This is a genomic window from Methanothermococcus thermolithotrophicus DSM 2095, from assembly GCF_000376965.1.
Lineage (GTDB): Archaea > AGJL01 > Methanococci > Methanococcales > Methanococcaceae > Methanothermococcus > Methanothermococcus thermolithotrophicus.
The window spans coordinates 1-17,720 of the sequence record NZ_AQXV01000038.1; the positions used below are offsets into that span (position 1 = coordinate 1).

Annotated in this window: 18 protein-coding genes and 1 tRNA gene; 7 read left to right on the top strand and 12 right to left on the bottom strand. The window is 33.1% G+C overall.

Going from position 1 to position 17,720, the window contains the following annotated elements; translation table 11 throughout:
• Positions 1-17 precede the first annotated feature (17 nt).
• The 5 genes from F555_RS0102780 (at position 18) to F555_RS0102800 (ending at position 4,644) form a co-directional block, all read left to right on the top strand.
• A tRNA-Asp gene (locus tag F555_RS0102780) sits at positions 18-92 on the top strand.
• A 116-nt stretch (positions 93-208) separates the two neighbouring features.
• Positions 209-817 carry a 4Fe-4S binding protein gene (locus tag F555_RS0102785; RefSeq protein WP_018153699.1) on the top strand — a complete coding sequence of 203 codons (609 nt, stop codon included), beginning with the start codon at positions 209-211 and terminating at the stop codon, positions 815-817.
• A 143-nt stretch (positions 818-960) separates the two neighbouring features.
• The gene (locus F555_RS0102790; RefSeq protein ID WP_018153700.1) at positions 961-1,983 is read left to right on the top strand and encodes an ABC transporter substrate-binding protein; all 1,023 of its coding nucleotides are present in this window, start codon (positions 961-963) and stop codon (positions 1,981-1,983) included.
• 61 nt (positions 1,984-2,044) lie between these two features.
• Positions 2,045-3,628, top strand: coding sequence for an ABC transporter permease (locus F555_RS0102795; RefSeq protein WP_050559935.1), 1,584 nt, complete (start codon positions 2,045-2,047; stop codon positions 3,626-3,628).
• Positions 3,619-4,644: an ABC transporter ATP-binding protein gene (locus F555_RS0102800; protein ID WP_018153702.1), complete on the top strand. Its 1,026-nt coding sequence runs from the start codon at positions 3,619-3,621 to the stop codon at positions 4,642-4,644. Before F555_RS0102795 ends, F555_RS0102800 begins: the two co-directional genes overlap by 10 nt.
• On the opposite strand, the gene F555_RS0102805 is transcribed toward F555_RS0102800, so the two are convergent.
• From F555_RS0102805 to F555_RS09510, 4 genes are read right to left on the bottom strand one after another with little or no spacing between them, the layout of a single operon-like run.
• Entirely contained in the window at positions 4,637-5,185 is a 549-nt protein-coding gene (locus tag F555_RS0102805) for a hypothetical protein (protein ID WP_245547857.1), read from the bottom strand. The two genes, F555_RS0102800 and F555_RS0102805, sit on opposite strands and share 8 nt — an antisense overlap.
• 31 nt (positions 5,186-5,216) lie before the next feature.
• On the bottom strand, positions 5,217-6,557 hold the full coding sequence (locus F555_RS0102810) for an alkaline phosphatase family protein (RefSeq protein ID WP_018153704.1): 1,341 nt from the start codon (positions 6,555-6,557) through the stop codon (positions 5,217-5,219).
• Positions 6,558-6,569: 12 nt separating this feature from the next.
• A complete protein-coding gene (locus F555_RS09505) occupies positions 6,570-7,379 on the bottom strand; it encodes a hypothetical protein (RefSeq protein ID WP_018153705.1) in 810 nt (269 codons plus the stop codon).
• 9 nt (positions 7,380-7,388) lie between these two features.
• Positions 7,389-8,045: a sugar phosphate isomerase/epimerase family protein gene (locus F555_RS09510; protein ID WP_018153706.1), complete on the bottom strand. Its 657-nt coding sequence runs from the start codon at positions 8,043-8,045 to the stop codon at positions 7,389-7,391.
• 650 nt (positions 8,046-8,695) lie between these two features.
• Here F555_RS09510 and argC point away from each other — a divergent pair.
• Positions 8,696-9,727, top strand: coding sequence for an N-acetyl-gamma-glutamyl-phosphate reductase (gene argC, locus F555_RS0102825; protein WP_018153707.1), 1,032 nt, complete (start codon positions 8,696-8,698; stop codon positions 9,725-9,727).
• A gap of 28 nt (positions 9,728-9,755) precedes the next feature.
• Here the strand turns inward: argC and cofC are convergent, their stop codons facing one another.
• The 6 genes from cofC to F555_RS0102855 form a co-directional block, all read right to left on the bottom strand.
• On the bottom strand, positions 9,756-10,421 hold the full coding sequence (cofC, locus tag F555_RS0102830) for a 2-phospho-L-lactate guanylyltransferase (RefSeq protein ID WP_018153708.1): 666 nt from the start codon (positions 10,419-10,421) through the stop codon (positions 9,756-9,758).
• Positions 10,422-10,472: 51 nt separating this feature from the next.
• On the bottom strand, positions 10,473-11,090 hold the full coding sequence (locus F555_RS0102835; protein ID WP_018153709.1) for an MBL fold metallo-hydrolase: 618 nt from the start codon (positions 11,088-11,090) through the stop codon (positions 10,473-10,475).
• A 21-nt stretch (positions 11,091-11,111) separates the two neighbouring features.
• Positions 11,112-11,924, bottom strand: a complete 813-nt coding sequence (locus F555_RS0102840; RefSeq protein WP_018153710.1) for a biotin--[acetyl-CoA-carboxylase] ligase — start codon at positions 11,922-11,924, stop codon at positions 11,112-11,114.
• A 240-nt stretch (positions 11,925-12,164) separates the two neighbouring features.
• Positions 12,165-12,551: an OB-fold nucleic acid binding domain-containing protein gene (locus F555_RS0102845; RefSeq protein WP_018153711.1), complete on the bottom strand. Its 387-nt coding sequence runs from the start codon at positions 12,549-12,551 to the stop codon at positions 12,165-12,167.
• A 9-nt stretch (positions 12,552-12,560) separates the two neighbouring features.
• Positions 12,561-12,950, bottom strand: coding sequence for a hypothetical protein (locus F555_RS08965; RefSeq protein WP_018153712.1), 390 nt, complete (start codon positions 12,948-12,950; stop codon positions 12,561-12,563).
• 50 nt (positions 12,951-13,000) lie between these two features.
• Positions 13,001-13,960 (bottom strand): hypothetical protein, encoded by a 960-nt coding sequence (locus tag F555_RS0102855; protein ID WP_018153713.1) that lies wholly within the window; start codon positions 13,958-13,960, stop codon positions 13,001-13,003.
• A 196-nt stretch (positions 13,961-14,156) separates the two neighbouring features.
• Between F555_RS0102855 and purT the strand changes: the two genes are divergently transcribed.
• Positions 14,157-15,323: a formate-dependent phosphoribosylglycinamide formyltransferase gene (gene purT / locus F555_RS0102860; RefSeq protein WP_018153714.1), complete on the top strand. Its 1,167-nt coding sequence runs from the start codon at positions 14,157-14,159 to the stop codon at positions 15,321-15,323.
• On the opposite strand, the gene F555_RS0102865 is transcribed toward purT, so the two are convergent.
• Together F555_RS0102865 and hmdC are read right to left on the bottom strand one after the other, a co-directional pair.
• The gene (locus F555_RS0102865; RefSeq protein ID WP_018153715.1) at positions 15,310-16,014 is read right to left on the bottom strand and encodes a metal-dependent hydrolase; all 705 of its coding nucleotides are present in this window, start codon (positions 16,012-16,014) and stop codon (positions 15,310-15,312) included. The two genes, purT and F555_RS0102865, sit on opposite strands and share 14 nt — an antisense overlap.
• Positions 16,015-16,172: 158 nt before the next feature.
• The gene (gene hmdC, locus F555_RS0102870) at positions 16,173-17,708 is read right to left on the bottom strand and encodes a 5,10-methenyltetrahydromethanopterin hydrogenase cofactor biosynthesis protein HmdC (RefSeq protein ID WP_018153716.1); all 1,536 of its coding nucleotides are present in this window, start codon (positions 17,706-17,708) and stop codon (positions 16,173-16,175) included.
• Positions 17,709-17,720: the final 12 nt, after the last annotated feature.

Consider the following 17,720-nt stretch of genomic DNA (forward strand, 5'->3'; position numbering starts at 1 on the left):
CCGGTCACTTTATCTTTGCCCTGGTGGTGTAGCTCGGCCTATCATACAGGACTGTCACTCCTGTGACTCGGGTTCAAATCCCGGCCAGGGCGTATCTCTTTCTTGGGACGTAATATGTTCTGTGCGTTTGAATCTCGGATAGGACTTACTTTTATAATAGAAAAAATAATCCATACATTTAAATTTATTATAACTACATGTGATTGAAATGGGATCAGAAGAATTTATTTTTAAAGGAAATTTAATTAAAAATATCTTAAAAAATCTATTCGGAATAAGAAAAAAATTTGATAAAGGGAAAAAAACAGAGGAACCACAATTGGACAGCTGTATAGGTTGTGGGCTGTGTGTGGATGTATGCCCTACAGATGCTATACAGGTATTCAAGTTTAGGGATATCGTATGTTCCAGCTGTGGAGTTTGTCTAGAAATATGCCCAAATGACGCCATATTAGAAGATAGATATACCATAGATAAAGATAAATGTACAAAATGTGGTTACTGTGCTATGTTTTGTACAATACCGTTTATAAAAAATGAAATTCCACTACCAAAAACACCAATGATAACAAAGGAGTGCAATAACTGTAGATTATGTGTTGGGAAATGCCCTGAAAACGCCATTTATGCTAGTGAAAATAAGATCCATATTGATGGTAAAAAATGCAAAAACTGTTTAACCTGTGTAGATTACTGCCCCATGAATGCTATAGTTTCATCAAATGATTATGTAAAATCCTGCATTATTAATGTGGATATTAACTCCTGTATTTTTTGTAAAGAATGTGAATATGTATGTCCTTTAAAAAATAGGTAAATACTGTTGTATATTTTTAATATACTTATTAATTACTCTTTTAGATATTAGATTTTTTAAATAATAATGCATAAATACTATTTAATACTTTTTTGATGATGTATATTAAATATTATATATTAGAAATTCTAATGGGTGAAGTTATGAATAAATATAATGTCGCAATCGCTTTTACCGTAATTTTAGCCGTATTATTTTCTGGATGTATTGGGGGACAAAATTCAAATGATTCAGAAGAAAAGGTATTGACTGTATATGCGGCTTACGGTGGAATGGAGACTATAGCAAAAGAATTTGAAAAAGATACTGGAATAAAAATGGAGTATGTATCAATGTCTTCGGGAGAAGCATTATCTAGATTAAATGCAGAAAAAAACAACCCCTCGTGTGATGTATGGTTTGGAGGAGGGGTTGACGCATTTATAAGTGCTAAAAAAGATGGAGTAATAACTCCTTACAAATCTCCAAATGTTGAATACATTGATAAGAAATTTGTTGATAAAGACTATTATTGGACAGGGGTTTCACTCGTTACAATTGGTATATTGGAGAATGAGGATTTAGTCAAAAAGAAAAATCTTCCAGAACCAAAAACCTGGGATGATCTGTTAAAACCAGAATATAAAGGAGAAATCATAGCATCGAACCCAACAATATCTGGAACTGCGTATTTCACAATATGTGGTATATTACAGATGAAAGGAGAGGAAGAAGGTTGGAAGTACATGGATAAATTGTATGAAAATGTTCCATTCCTAACAAAAAGAGGGTCCGGCCCTAAAAAAAAGGTTACTTCTGGTGAATATGCATTTGGTATATCTCCCAACCCACACAATGAACCAATGAGAAATAAAGAGCTCCCTATTAAGGCAATATATTTGGATAAGGTTATATGGTGGCCTGCACCAGTGGCTATTGTAAAAGACTGTAAACATCCAGATAACGCAAAGGTATTTGTTGACTGGGTACTCTCCAAAAGAGGGCAGGAAGCTTTAATGGCTGCCAGCCCAAGGGTTCCAGTAAGAAGTGACCTTGAAACCATTGAAGGGGTACCAAATCCAAAAGATTTAGACTTTGTCGATATGGACTTTGTTTATTGGGGAGAGAATCGAGATGCTGTTTTAGATAAATGGAAAGAAAGATACCAGACGATTACTACTCAATAAATATACTTTAATAAATTTTTTTAATTATTGATTGGGTGGGACTTTGAAATTTGAAAGAATTATGGGACGTCTCCCGCATTTGGTGGCATTTATTTTTGTAGTATTATTTGTAGTATATCCGGTGTTAACTGTATTTGTGCAGTCTTTTTATGACGATGGATTTACATTAAAGTATTACTTGGAGTTTATTAAAAATCAGTACTACAGCAGCATATTAAAAAACAGTATAATGGTTGCAGGACTGTCAACTTTAATATCGTTATTTTTGGGACTATTATTTTCAATACTTATATTTAAAACAGACATCAAAGGAAAGAATTTTTTAAAAATTGCAGTTTTTTTACCGATAATCACGCCAGGATTTGTAACATCTTTGGCATATGTATTTTTGTTTGGAAGGCACGGCTTAATAACCAATGGAATATTGGGACTTGAGCCTAATATCTATGGTTGGAAAAGTGTTGTTATAATGCAGTCAATTGATTACACTACAACGGCATTTTTAATAATATCCGCTGTGTTATTGTGCATAGATAGTAATTTAGAAGATGCAGCACGGAATTTAGGTTCAAATGAATTTAAAGTTTTCAAAAATGTTACTTTCCCCCTACTTCTTCCCGGGGTATTGAGTGCAGGGCTTTTAATATTCATGCAATCGATGGCTGATTTTGGAACTCCAATTATAGTTGGTGGGAATTTTAACACACTTGCAACAGCATCCTATTTTGAGATAATAGGAAATTATAATACTCACATGGCATCAACATTAAGCATTATTCTGCTGATACCGTCCTTAATTTTGTTTTTATTGTATAACAAGTTCCATAAGGGATATGGTCAAACCTTTTCAAAGACAAAGTCATATTCTTTAAAAAATGGGCATAAGATACTGTTATCCATACCAGCTGTTTTTTTCTCTGTTGTAGTGTATCTATTGTTCTTAGCAGTATTTTTGGCAGGATTTACAAAGGGTTTTGGATACAACTATACATTTACCTTGGATTATTTTATGGAGGCATTACAAAAAGGTTTTCCTGCATTAAAAAACACCATACTCTTTTCTTTGTCATCGAGTGTGTTAGGTGGGTTACTTGGTATGAGTTTTGCCTACCTGGTTGTAAGGGATAGATTTTTTGGTCGTAAATTTTTAGATTTGCTTTTAATAATGCCGTTTGCAATCCCTGGAACATTTATAGGTATTGGTTATTTGCTGGCATTCAATGTTCCACCATTATTATTGACTGGAACGGCGCTAATCATCATATTAAACTGCGTTGTTAGAAAGCTACCATTTTCCTTTAAAACTGGGAGCTCTGCATTACTTCAAATGGATAAATCTATCGAAGAGGCATCTTTGAATTTAGGGGCCGATAGATTAAAAACATTTTATAAAGTTATTTTGCCGATGTTAAAGCCAGCCATAATTTTTAGCATGATATACACGTTTATTACCACAGTAAAAACACTGGGTTCGATAATTTTTCTTATAACTGCGAATACAAAGGTTTTATCGGCAATGGTATTTGAAGCTACCATAAATAGTGACCTTGGGGTTGCAGCCTGTTATTCCATAATGATGATAATGCTGTCGATTGCAGGAATATTCCTTATTTGGAGGTTAAAAGGTGATAGCGTATGGTCTTAAAACTCTCAAATATTTCAAAAACTTATGAAAACACAAATAATAATTATAAGAACTCATTGGATTCGCAACATAGTTCGGTTTTAAATGTACTTGACAATATTAATTTAGAATGTGAAAAAGAGCTTATTTCCCTTTTGGGACCGAGCGGTTGTGGAAAAACAACATGCCTTAGAATTATAGCAGGTTTTGAATCACCAAACAAAGGCAGGGTTTTTTTAAATGATGAGGATATTACACATTTGCCCCCAAATAAAAGGGACATCGGAATGGTATTTCAAAATTATGCCCTTTTTCCCCATTTAAATGTTTTTGAAAATGTTGCATATGGATTAAAGCTTAAAAAATTGAAATCAAATGAAATAAAAGAGAAGGTTAAGGATGCTTTGAATCTAGTTAATTTAGAAGGGTTTGAAGATTATAAAATAGATGAGCTCAGTGGGGGGATGCAACAAAGGGTTGCAGTGGCAAGGGCCATAGTTATAGAACCAAAGGTTTTATTACTGGATGAACCGCTTAGTAATTTAGATGCAAAATTAAGGATAAAAATGAGACGAGAGCTGAGAAAGCTCCAAAGAAGATTGGATATTACCACCATATATGTTACACATGACCAAGAAGAGGCCCTCGCTATTTCCGATAGGGTGGCGGTTATGAACAATGGCGTAGTTGAACAGATCGATACTCCTGAAAATATATACAAATTTCCAAGAACAGAATTTATTGCAAACTTTATTGGTACCATAAATGAAGTTCCAAAGTCTATCCTGGATGATTTAAATATACAGTATGATAAAAAATACAAATATTTTGTTAGGCCTGAGCATATAACTGTTGGAATGGGGGATTTTACTGGGAAGATAGTGGATATTGAGTATCTTGGTAATTTAGTGAGATATACTATTGAATATGATAACAACACGCTAATCTCGGAAGTACACCGAACAAAAACGATTTTAAAAGAAGGAGAGGAAGTTTTATTTGGTATTGAAAAAAATTCTATATTAAAAATTATTTAAGATAAATATGTGTATGCACCAGATCTAAAAACTCGTCAATATATTTTCTATATTTTTCGCTTCCCATATTATTATAATTTATAGTATTATTTTTAACATAATCTATACAGTATCTTTTCCATTCTTTGCAAACCTTGTCATCTACGCCCAATTTCCTCAGTAAATTACAACTGCCTTTTAAAACATAATTTTCAAAATAATTATAATTAATACTATATTTTTCCTTCAAACAATAATCAAAATAATTATATATTTTTAAATTTTCTTCAAGGGAAATATTGTATTTCAATCTTATTTTGTACTTCCAAAGATTATCGATCTTTATATGGAAATCATAGCCTAAACAAAAAGAATATTCTTTATCGTTTTTTGGTTCAAAGAATTCAAAAACATTATCATCGTAAAAATGTGTTATTTTCCTCTCCAAATGAGAAATATGGTTTATATCTGGAATTACACATCCTAAAAAGAAGTTATTTAAATCAATATTATTTAAATTATTTTTGATTTTTTTATTAATATATTCCTTCCCAAGTACCAAATGAGTAAATGAGTTAGGCATGTTATCAATCTTACTTCAGGTGTTCGACGTCATCATCATCTGGAATGTACCTTATGATTTTGTTTCCACTCCTCAAGCCATGGAGTAGAGCTCTATCCGTGTAGTTTAAGATAATGTTCATTAAATCGTTTGAGAAAATCCTTAAATGGCCTTTTGAACACTCCCGCTCATTAAATCTTTTTACATCATCAGTTCTTACGTTGCTTCCCACAATTGCAATAGGCACACTTTCACCAGAATGGATAAGTGTTCCAACAGATGGGGTTGAGTGATCGGCAGTAATTACAACTAAGTCTTCTTTTAAGTCCAATATCGGAGATAAATAACTGTCTATCTCTTCGATAACCTTTACCACTTTCATCGGGTCCTTTTTGTGTGATGATTCATCGATATCTTTTGTGTGGATATGGATAAAGTCATAATCTTTTAGATCTATCCCGATTTTTATGGCTTCCTCAAAACTATCCGCTGCTATGTAGTCCATTTTTAAAAGTTTTGCAAGCCCTTTAAATACAGAACTATTTGCAATAACAACTCCTTTCATTCCCCATTTTTCTTTAAACGAAGGTATTTCTTTATTTTCAGAATGAAATGAAGTAGAATTAGAATCGTTTAATCCCTGACTTTCAGGATATTTACCTGCCCATTTTGTCAATAAAAAGTTTGCAGACTGTTTTTCTCTTCTTTTTCTTTTAATATTTACATCATGATTTTCAAGGATTTGATGGCATTTTAAAAGATACTTATTTAATGCTTCTGCTGTGCTTTTTGCCTTATCAAATTCTATTCTACTATTGCACAGTTCTTTAATGGGGAAAACTTTCATAACATGCCTGTTCCTATAAAATGGATCACTATCTGAAATTTTATCTGAAATCCATCCATTTTCTTCCTTTATTTTCAGAATAAAATGTACATCATAGGAATATTTTAACTCAAATTCATAACCATCTACAAAGTTTGGAATGGAATCCACTAATTTCTCAATCTCATCTATGGTAATATCTTTTGTTCGTCTATCAATAACACAAAGTCCATCTTCATCCTTTTTTACGAATCCAAACGTGGCCCTCAAATAAATACTGTTGTGATCCATTTCAACGTCTTCCCCTAGGGCTTCAATAACGCCCCTTCCGGGAAAGTCCTCTATATTGTAACCCCAAAGCAGGAAATGTGCCACTTCCGTTCCCAAAGGTACTCCTTCTTTATATGGGATCATAAGTCCGGTCATGGCTTTTTCTGATAATTTGTCCAAATTTGGAGTATTTGCATACTCAAGAGGAGTTTTATTATTCAATATACTGGAAGGCCTATCACCTAATCCGTCTAAAAGTACAACAATTGCCCGCATAATACCCCATTTTTAAATAAAGTTTTTAACAATTTCAATATATCTAAAATCTCCCTCATACCCTTTTTTAATCAGCTCCACTGAAGATGGATAAATAAACTCATTCAATATTTTAAGGATTTTATCCTTATCGAATATTACTTTCCCATCTTTATCCCTGTAATTTCCACTAAATACGCATGAAAACTGATTTTTACCCTGCTCCCAACTGTGTCCTATTATTTCCTTTATTTTAGCTCCTTCCTCTACATATTTCACAGGGAGCATAAGTTCAACATCGAATTCTCTACAAATTTTATCATAAACTTCTAAGGTTTCTTCAAGTTGATCAATTTTAAAATCATTATCATGGTGCACCCTTTCCCCACTTATAATTCTCCCTCCCAAATGTTTTGAAATTGGGATTCTTAGAATTCTTAAGTAGGAATGACAACCTATACACGGTGAATAGTACCCATATTTTTTAGAAATAAGCACTGTAAATCTTCCATTTAATGCGTTCCAAAGTTTTGGTTCAAACATGAAATGGAGCGGTAAAAGAGTTTTATCTGTGTATAATTTTTTTATTCTATTGTTTAAAATACTCCAGTTTTTATAACCCACTTCTTTATCTCCATAATCTGTTCCAGTAAATGCCATAATTGGAAGGACAACATTTACATCGTCATTTTCCATGGCTTTTATTATTGCTGCTGCACTATCCCTCCCTGAAAATTCCCCGATTACAATTTCATCCAGCTTAATTCCATTTTCCTCAATTATCTTATATGTTTCATCTGAAAGTGTTAATTCTTTAAATGATTTTTTAAAATCAATATGCAAAATTTCACCTTATTTATGATTTTCCAGATATTCCTTCAACATATTTTTGGTATTCATGCATTCATCGTATTTCATAAGTTCAACAAGCCAAAAATCACATTTATGGTCTAAAAGTCTATCTAAAACTGGTCTCAAAACTTCTATATTTTTTGGTGGAACATGTCCTATATCATCAAGTTCGATATCATAGACATGAACATTATATATTCTATCTGAAAACAGGTCTATAAAGTTTATCCTATCTCGATAGTTTGTATGGCCTATATCGAATGTTATATAACAGTCGGCATAATCCGCAACTTTAATGACATTATCTGGATTCGATGAAAAACCTTTTCTTAAGTTCTCAATGCATAAATTAATGTTTTTCTTTTTTGCATAATCATTTAATTCAGATATATTATTTAATAGTGTGTCAAAATCAGGTTCATTACTACCGCCATTGTGTAGATGTATTGTAAGGTAGGAATGGCCATCTATTTTGTCAATGATATTCTTTAATGTATTTAAAGCATTCGTGTTTTTTGGGTTCCCTATATCTACAATTGGGGCGTGATATCCAATAATATTTTTATTATCGATTATTTTTGGATAGTAGTGGAGACCCCAGTCCATGCACTCAAATTCAAAAGACGGGTTTTTAGAACGCATACACATCCCAATCATATAATCACCAAAACCCCTTTTGTCTATTAAAATATATAAAACTGTCATTAAAAAATCTAATAGCCAATCCCCTACACGATCGTTTGACGAAAAAGAGATGTAAATTTTTTCAAAAAACCTTAAAAATACTAGTTGAGAATCTTAAAGAATAGCAAAATAAGTATAAATTTTAAACAAAACATGTTTATGTAGAACTGGAAGTCATTATCCTACAACAAAAATGACTACAGTCGTTCTGAAATTTTGAGCGAAAATTATATTTTTAATTTCAATTTAAATTGGATTTTTGCTAATTTTATTAAATTGAAATCTTGACGAAAACTTCGTTTTCGTAAATCTCAACGAAACCAAAGGTTTCGTGAGTCTCTACAAAAATTCGAAGAATTTTTGTGAGTTCGACAAAAACCAAAGGTTTTTGTGAATCGACAAATTTCAAAGAAATTTGTCTCGATCAGTAAATCCTTCGGATTTACTTCGATCGACGAAATCCAAAGGATTTCGTGAATCGACAAACCACAATGTGGTTTGTCTCGATAAGGAAATATTTATACACTCTTTCGCAGAACGACTATATATGTTGGATTTTATAATATGATAAATCATGCATGTGAATCATACCTATAGCAAGTATAATATATGAGGGTGAAAATATGGTGACTGTTTCCATAATAGGAGGAACCGGCTATACTGGAAGTGAGCTCTTAAGAATACTTTCCAACCATCCAGAAGTTGAGATTGAATATGTTACGTCAAGAAAAGAAGATGGTAAAAAAGTAACTGATTTGCATACCCATCTAAGAGGACTTGGAAACTTAGATGAGCTCGAATTTAAAAATATTTCTCCAGAGCAGATAGACTCAGATATTGTCTTTTGTGCAACTCCACACGGAGCATCAATGAAAATAGTACCTCAGCTTTATGAAAAAGGTTTAAAAGTTATAGATTTAAGTGGTGACTATAGATTTGAGAATATGGAAACTTATGAGGAATGGTATAAACTTAAGCACACCGGAAAACTTGATGCAGTTTATGGATTACCTGAGCTGCACAGGAATGAGATAAAAAAAGCCAAAGTTGTTGCAAACCCGGGATGTTTTCCAACAGGGGCTATTTTAGCATTGGCACCACTTGCAAAAGAAGGCTTAATTGAAGAAAGAGTAATAATAGATTCAAAAACAGGTGTTAGTGGTGCAGGTGTTGAGGCTTCCCAAACTACCCACTTTCCAAATGTAAACGAAAATATAAATCCATACAAAATTACAACCCATAGACATACTCCTGAAATTGAAAAAGAATTGAACAAGTTAAGTACAGATGGTTTAAAGGTATCATTTACCCCCCATCTTGCACCTTTGACAAGGGGAATATTGACCACGGCACACACTTTCTTAAAGGATGATAGTATAAAAAGAGACGAAATAATCGATTTATACAAGACCTTCTACAAAAATGAACCTTTTGTAAGGGTATTTGAGTCTGGAATGGTCTCTTTAACAGGGGTTAGAGGTAGTAACTTCTGCGATATTGGAGGATTTGAAATAGATAGGTACGGAAGATTAGTTGTAGTTTCAGCTATTGATAATCTGGTAAAAGGAGCAAGTGGACAGGCAATTCAAAATATGAACATAATAGCAGGATTTGATGAAAAAGAAGGTCTTTTCACGGGAAGTTTAAGACCTTAATTATTTTTTATTTTTTTTCGGTTTGGCCCTATCTGGTGACTTCAAATCTTCCTGCTGAGGAATGCTTTGGTAGAGCTCTTATTCCAAGATTTTTTAGATAGTTGTAGGTGTGAGTGTCTTTTCCGTGAATAAATATTTCCCCTAAATCTTCAACCGTGTTTATATCTATAGATGCATAAAATGAAGGATACACCACCACATTCAAACTATTATTTTTGGCTTCTTCAACATGCTTTAAAAAACTGAATCCCTCGTATTTTACTTTAATGGCATTTTTAGGATTTAAAAGAAGTAAATTTGTTCCGCCACCTCTTGATGGACATATGACTATGGAATTTTTAACCGATTTTTCCACAATACCTTTTAAATTTTCTTTTTTTAGTAGTGGAACATCTGCAGGGGTTATTAATACAGAATTTTCTTTTATAGAATTGATGGCATATTCAATGGCATGATTTAGATCTTTAATATCATTCTTCTCAAGGATTGGTACCATACCATGTTTTTCTGAGAATTCCAATATTTCTTTATCCTTACTGACAACATAGCAAACATCACAACAGGATTTAATACCTTCATATGTATCTAAAACCATGTTTTTAATTAGTTCTGCCCTTTCTTCACGACTTAAAAAATCTTTGAGTCTTGTTTTTACACTGTTGAGTGGTGAGACTGGTATTAACGCTGCCAACATCTTATATCACTAATTTAATTTTCTGAGTAAAATGTAGATAGTTATAATTAGTTATAAAAAAAGTCTTGCATTTGCAAAAGCACCTAAATTACCTGTTTCCCCATGTCCTGGAAGGATGTTATTTACCCTTTTTTCAAAAGCTAATCTTTCAAGCCTTTCTACCGATCCCCTTAGTTCGGCAAGGTTTCCTGTTGGTAAATCATACCTTCCGACACCGTATGCAAATAACGTATCTCCGGTTATGAGGTTATCTTCATAAGCCAGGGTAATTCCTCCTTTTGTATGTCCAGGGGTTTCTATAACGTCTATTCCTAATTTATTCAGCTCCTCGGTAACTTCATTGACGGGTATTATTTCTTTTGGAGGTATGAGCTCGTCACCAAACAATGAAGCCACTGTAACATTATCTCCTTTTTTTAAGTGTTCAATCTCTAAACTGTTTATTAAAACAGGAGCTCCGAAATGTTCCTGAAATAAATAGTCACTACCGCAATGGTCATAGTGACAGTGGGTGTTTATTATATAATCGATTCTATCGGCTAATTTTTCTATTTCTTCTTTCAAGAATTTAAAAGTCCTTGGAGTTCCAGGATCAACTAGTATGTTCTTTTTTCCAGTTATAAAGTAAGTATTTGAATCAAAACCTATTCCATTCAGCCTGTAAATCATGATTTCACCTAATTTTTCATTTTATCTTAAATGGACGCAATCTCCTGTATTGACAATTTCTACTCCTTTTTCGGTTTTTAGGCGTATTCCGTTGTAATCAATATCTAAAACTTTACCTACAATATCTTCTCTAGAGGTTGTGATTTTTACGATTTTTCCAAGGGTTTTTGAGTATCCATTGTATTTTTTCAGTAGTTTGTCGTCATCTAAAAGCAGGTTCTTTTTAAAGTTGTTCATGAATTTATTCAATATTTCCATCCTATCGAATTCTTTATTTTCCAGGATTTTTAAAGAGGTTGCAATATCCAATATTTCTTCGTTTATTTCGTTGTTAATATTTATCCCAACACCTAAAACTAAAAAACTATTTTGGAGGTTTATTTCGCTCAATATTCCACATATTTTTTTATAGCCTATAGAACATCTGGTTCTGTATGGTGTTTGGCATGATCTCGTTGTGTAGATATGACGGTTCGGATTTATGAGAATACATGTTTGAAAATTAGTTTTTGAGGTGTCCACTATAACGTCATTTGGCCACTTGATCCCAAAATCTTTTTTTGAATATGTTTTTAGAGTTTCTACTGCAGATATTGAAGCTAAATAGTTCATTTTTTCATAATTGCATCGATTCGAGGCAAATTCATTTAAATCCATTAAAATAGAAAAATATAGCCCCCCAAAGTTAGAAAACCACGTTCTTCCAAGCCTACCTCTCCCGCCGGTCTGTGTATCTGCAACCACTATCAAGTTCCTTCTGCCGTCTTTCCCAAGTTTGTAACAGTATTTGTTTGTTGAATCTACTTTTTCCAAGTGTATGATCTCAAAATCCACAGTATCCCTGTGTTGCGTTTTATATGCCTTATATTTGGATCCAACCAAACCTTTTAGAAAAAGGTTTGGATTCCAAAATCGGATACCTCTTCACTTCGTGAAGAGATATATTTGAGCTGGCGGATTTCTATAAAACCAAGTCTTTTACTTCCAAACCTTTTAGAAAATCGAGACAAATCAAAGATTTGTCGAGTGATTTGGGGATCCAACACCTTTTATAAAGGGGTTGGATGTGAACAACTAATAATTCTCCACCACATTCAAGAAGAACATTTCTGGCGTAGTTTTTTTAACTATTTCTGGAAATATGTATATATTGTCCTTTAAATCTTTTTTTAACCTTCCCACAACTAAAACAACATCTCCTTTGTTGAAGTTGTTGAGTGTCTTTGCCATGCCTTTAAATCCTGTAACTCTTACATCTCCTGTAAGGTCGTCTATAGTTAAAGAACAGAAGTCCTTTAGCATGTTGGAGTACTTTGATATTACAACACCATAAACAGCCACCCTTGAAACTTTACCGTATTTTTCACTCATTAAGTAGTTTGGTTCCCATCTGCCCTCTGTTGCTACAAATTCTCCGCTTTTTAAAGCATCTATTGGTATTCTTTTTGCAGTTAATCTCATGTTACCCCTTTAGTCCACTATTTTATCTTTACTCGACAAATTTGAAGAATTTTGCGAGTCGGCAAATCCTTCGAATTTGCTTCGAAAACAAGCTAAAAGCTCTGGATCAGTATCATTTAAATCCAAAAAGATATCTACAAAAATATTTATGCCCTTGGGGGTTAATTTGGATGTTCCAAGAACCATAAATACATTCCCTACTTTAAATTCTATATTTTCATTATTTGGAGTATTGGATGTACCATAACTTCGTTTAGATATTAGTATCGATCCGGTTTCATCTTCGAGCTCTACTTTTTCATGGTTTCCAACGCCCCCTAATATATTTACAACCTTGCCGATTAAAGCGACTTTTTCATCAACTTCATTTATTTCATCTATTTTTTTCAACTTGTACATGGTATCACTAATTACGATGGCGTTTATCCTACATACTACTATTACATTTGTTATTCTTTATTTTTTGAAATCGAGATAAATTCTTCGGATTCCCTAACGATGCATTTGTTCTTGGCTAGATTATTAAATTCTGAAATTGGATCTGTCTTATCCCATTGTCTGGTTTTAAATATCAGATTTTTTGTATAGTCGTCGTAGGTAGGTATTCCTTTTACAACAACATCCATCCCCAATAGAGTTTCAGTTAAGTACGGTAGTATATCCTCGTCATCCAGGATGAGCTCTTTTAAATATTTGAAATCCAGAACATTGGTATTGTTATTTAGTGTAACCCTTATGTTCCCAGTGCCGTCATCAATGGTGACATTACACAAAAATAACCATTTTAAGTTTTCATCCTCTTCACTTACTTTATTTCCACATTTACAGATAGCATAACCTCTTTTAAGGATCATTTTTTTGTTACACTGGCCACATATTGGAAAATATGGCTCTTTTGAATGAAGTGCAATTATTATTCCCCTGATCTCCGCACCTATATTTTCATTCAGCTCCGAAATATTTTTTCGAGAATATGAATATTTTTTTTCCATTATTTTGTGGACTAGTTCTTTAAGTGGAGGTAAATCTGATTCAACTTTTGATATTTTGCCCCCTCTACCAATTGACAGATGGATTCTATCTTTGTATTCTTTTGGAGAGTATGCATTTTCTATTAGGATGGCATCCCCTTCATCTATACCTTCGATTAAATTTATGTCGTCTCCCCAAAGTGATAAAAGACCTCTTCTGGTTCCATCGTTTACAATTATATTAACTACTGGACTTCCATTAACTATTTTCTTCTCAAAAATCTTTTCGACCCTTACAATGGCATTTATTTCCACCATTTTTTCTAAAATATCGCATAAATTAATGGTTTCAACCTGTACTGTAGAGGAGTTCAGAGCTTCCGGTTCCGGTTCTTCATTTAATATACTTGTTAAATCCATATCATGATTTTTGGCCATCTTGTCCACCATATAATAATATAAATATATGTTAATTAGATAATAGTACCTATGAACGGCATAATTTTATTAAATCGATTTATCAATATTGATTTAAATTATTTAACAACTATAATAACTGTAATATAATATATCAAAATTTATTTATATATTATAGGCATAATGATATATTTAAAATTCGCTTTTTGGTGAAATTATGATAGGAACTCCTCTTTTTTCAAATGCTAAAAAGATAGTTTTACTTGGAAGTGGGGAATTGGGCAAAGAGGTTATTATTGAGGCCCAAAGATTAGGAATAGAGTGCGTTGCTGTTGATAGTTACAACGATGCTCCTGCAATGCAGGTGGCACACAGAAGATATGTAATCGATATGAAAGATGGGGATGCATTAAAAGCCATTATTGAGAGGGAAAATCCTGATTATATAGTTCCTGAGATAGAGGCTATAAACACAGATACTTTAAAAGAATTGGAAGATTCTGGATATACGGTAGTTCCAACCGCAACTGCTACAAAACTGACTATGGATAGGGAGGGTATAAGAAGATTAGCAGCAGAAGAACTTAATTTAAGGACCGCAAATTATGAATTTGCAAGTTCTTTAGAAGAATTAAAAGAAGCAGTTGAAAAAATAGGAATACCTTGTGTAGTCAAGCCAATTATGTCATCATCAGGAAAAGGACAGAGTGTAATAAAAAAAGAAGAAGATATTGAAAAATCATGGGAAATGGCAAAAAGTGCAGCAAGAGGTATTGGAAGTAAGGTCATAGTTGAGGAATTTATAAGTTTTGACTACGAGATAACTCTTTTAACTGCGAGAACTGCTGAAGGAACCAAGTTTTGTGAACCTATTGGACATATACAGGTGGATGGAGACTACCATGAAAGCTGGCAGCCACACCCAATGAATGATTCAGTAAAGGCTAAAGCTCAAGAAATGGCTAAAAAAATAACTGATGCCTTAGGCGGTTACGGAATTTTTGGTGTAGAATTATTCATTAAAGGAGACGAAGTCATATTCAGCGAAGTTTCCCCAAGACCTCACGATACAGGAATGGTAACAATGGTTACCCAAAAAATGAGTGAGTTTGAAATACATGTTAGATCTATTTTAGGGCTTCCAGTAAATGTGGATTTAGTTTCCCCTGGAGCAAGTCACGTAATTAAATCCGATATTCAAAAATGGGCCCCTCAATATGATATTTCAGAGGCTTTAAAGGTTCCAAATACAAAAATAAGATTATTTGGAAAACCTGTGGCTAAAAAAGGAAGAAGGATGGGTGTAGCTTTAGCAACCGCTGAGGATGTGGAAACTGCAAGAAAAAATGCAGAAAAATGTGCTCATTTAGTTAAAATACAGTAAATCCTTTTATCATCACATATTTTTTTATTATCAAATAGAGGACCACTATGGCCCATATTACTATTACTGCAATACCTTCTTTTTTACGAAACTTGTAGTTTAATGGGTAAAATGGTTTACTGCCCATTGGGGTTAAGCTATCTCCTACTATATGGGATAAGTAACCTAAACCTATGGGGATTGCATAATGGTAAAAACCATCGAAATTTACAAGATATTGTGAAATTACAGTAAGGGCAATCCAAACAAACACTCCTATTGCAACAACCTTACCAAGTAGTTTGTCATTTGTAACCATTATCAAGGAAAGTAATCCTGCCATTATTGGAGATATTGAACCTATTTTATAAGATGTAAATCCTAAAATAGATGAAACTACGATCAAACCTAAAAGTGTATGTGTTATCCCCCTGTGATTTGCAAAATATGGTATTAAATATAGTATTAATATAGAAACTGCAGCTATAAAAAAGCCTAAATCAAAAAATTTGGGCTTGAATATGTAAACAAGTATGGAGATTAAAACTAGAGCTCCAGATATATACAACCCCCTCTCTACAATTTCAGATTTTACATCATGGTCTAAGTCAGGATACAGAGCTCCAGCAATAACTAAAAATATCTGTTCTGGAGACGAAATGAAAGGTAATCCCATCATTATACCAAATATTACATGCCCTTTCCAGTTCATTTTGATCACAAATTAGTTGATAATATAATTTTTTAGTTTCTTAATGTTTAAATATTAAAATTTGTTGTAGCTGAATAGTTAATATATCTATCCATTAAAAAAGAATAAAGCATTAAATAATAAGTTATACAAAAAAGACAAAAGAGATTGATATTTATTTAAATCAAGCTCTCAGCATCTACTTTGTTTTTTATCTTTAAAATGAGCTCAGGCATCATTGTTGTTATAAATGAAGTTTCCGCATTTTTAACTGCTTCTTTATCGTTTCCATTGCACCTATAAGCATTAATTCCATTTTCGTTTAGTATTTTAACTGTGGATTCTTCAACCCAGCTGTTGGCATCACTTATATAAACTTCCTCTGGTTTCAGTACATCAACCAAACCCCATGAAATGTACCTTCCACCTAAAAGCCCCAATTTTTTACAATCGTAATCTCTTTCTATATCATCCAACGTTTTTCCAACATTTAATCTATTGTAAAGCTTGCTATTTCTAACTGAAACCCAATGGGCATCTCCAATAAGGTAGTCTCCGAAGGTTTTTGGATAAATCAAACTTTCATTTTTGTAGTTTAGGAATTTACAACTTCTTGTAAGTGTTATAAGCTGACTTTTATCTATTATGTGAGCTCCAGGATTGTTCATAATTTCTTCTTTTATTATTCTTAGAACTCTTGGAAGACCGAAATTACCTCTTCTGGCATCTTTTGGAGAATATCCACACATGTATCCATGATGGTTGCCACTAAATCCCGTTAATATGACGTTTAATCCGCTTCTCAAACCTATTCTACATTCGTTTTCATAGGCCCCGTTGGTGGCTACAACGCCTCCTTTAACTAAAATTCTTGAAACTGCTATGGCTTTTGCAAATGCTTTAAGGTTATCCTTTGCTCTGTTGAATGGTCCACCTTCTACAACTAAAACATCTACGTCAAAATCAATGCAGGATTTTAATCCAGTTATTAAATCCTCATACCCGTCTCCAATGTGAAAGATACCTTCAAGACCTTTTCCGTATTTTTTTGCAGCTTCTGCAACAACTTTCATCTCATCTAAAGGAGCTCCATGTTCGTCTCCACCTTGCTCTTCAACTACGTTAATACAAACTGTAGAAGAAAGTTTTATCCAGTCTTCAAACTCATTGGAATATTCTTTTTCTTTTTCTATCAGTCTTTTGTGGATTCTGCCTTTTGGACATCCTTTATATGGTGGTCCATTGTAGTAGCAATCCCCCACACAATGTGTTATTTCTTTTGGGAATCTCATAGGTCCGTATTTCCCAAAATGGTCTAAATCAAGTGGAACCTCTGTGTTTTCATATACTTTTTTCATAACTTCTACAGGAGAAATTCCCTCTTTTTCCCCTATATCTGCCAATGCATAGGCGCAAACATGTATTGGGAACCCCATATAATCTGTCAACATACAGTTTTCTATAAATTGACTAAGACTTAAAGAAGAAGCGCAGGGACCTATTCCAACTTCTATTAAGTCACAACCCAATGGAAACTTTCTTAGGTTGCTTCCTAAAGTCTGGATATCCTCAATACTTAAGCTGTCAACGGTATCGACTATATTTATAATATCTTTTTCTTTTAAACTACCTTTATTGAGTTTTTTAACTATAAGTTTTCTTAGCTCTAAGGCACAATCCAAATCCTTTATAGCGTTTTTTATAAGGTCTTCCATAATTTTCACCAG